The sequence below is a fragment of the Thermodesulfobacteriota bacterium genome, assembly GCA_031082315.1.
Taxonomy (GTDB): domain Bacteria; phylum Desulfobacterota; class QYQD01; order QYQD01; family QYQD01; genus QYQD01.
This window is the reverse complement of sequence record JAVHLC010000040.1, coordinates 1-740: the sequence shown is the minus strand read 5'-3', so window position 1 is coordinate 740 and position 740 is coordinate 1. Positions and strand designations below refer to the sequence as shown.

Genomic DNA, 740 nt, shown 5'->3' with positions numbered 1-740 from the left:
TAAAACCGACAAAGCTCGTAAGAGAGTAGAAGAAGAAGCACGGAACCCTGTAGAGCAAATGTTGGGTTTGATGGTCATCCCATGTTTTGAGGATAAGGGTCGAACGCGCGAGCCATTTCAGGATTTTGCCCCGGGCTTCTTCGATTACCTGCGAAATGAGAGGGGCCTTAAGGAAGGGACTATCGTCCATTACAGGGGCAATCTTTGCTCATTCGACAAGTATCTCCAAGAGATTGGCCTACACGAACTCCATACCCTTTCGCCAGTCATCCTAAGTGGTTTTGTAACCAATGGAAGCGAAAGATTGTGCAAAACGAGTCTTAGGGTCCGATGTACAGCGTTGCGGGTATTTCTTCGATATCTCTACCGTGAACGAATCGTAGCAAAAGATCTGAGCAACACCTTAGATTTTCCTCGTCTGTATCGCCTCTCGAGCATACCGCGCTCCATCACCTGGGATGAGGTAAACCGCATGCTGGAAGCGGTCGACCGCCGGACGCCTCTTGGTAAACGAGACTACGCCATCCTACTCCTGTTGGTAACCTATGGACTTAGGGCAAGGGAGATCGCCGCTTTGAACCTGGATGACATTGATTGGCGAAGAGAGCGGCTCCGGGTGCCTGAGCGGAAGGCCGACCATTTCACGGCATACCCCCTGTCCCCCATCGTGGGGAAGGCGATCCTGGATTACCTCCAACATGGCAGGATCAAAACCCCCGACCGCCACATCTTTTTCCGAG

The 740-nt window shown here is 51.9% G+C and carries 1 protein-coding gene; it reads left to right on the top strand.

The features are described 5' to 3' along the window. On the top strand, positions 1–740 hold a 740-nt coding region (locus tag RDU59_12960; protein MDQ7839389.1), incomplete at both ends, for a site-specific integrase.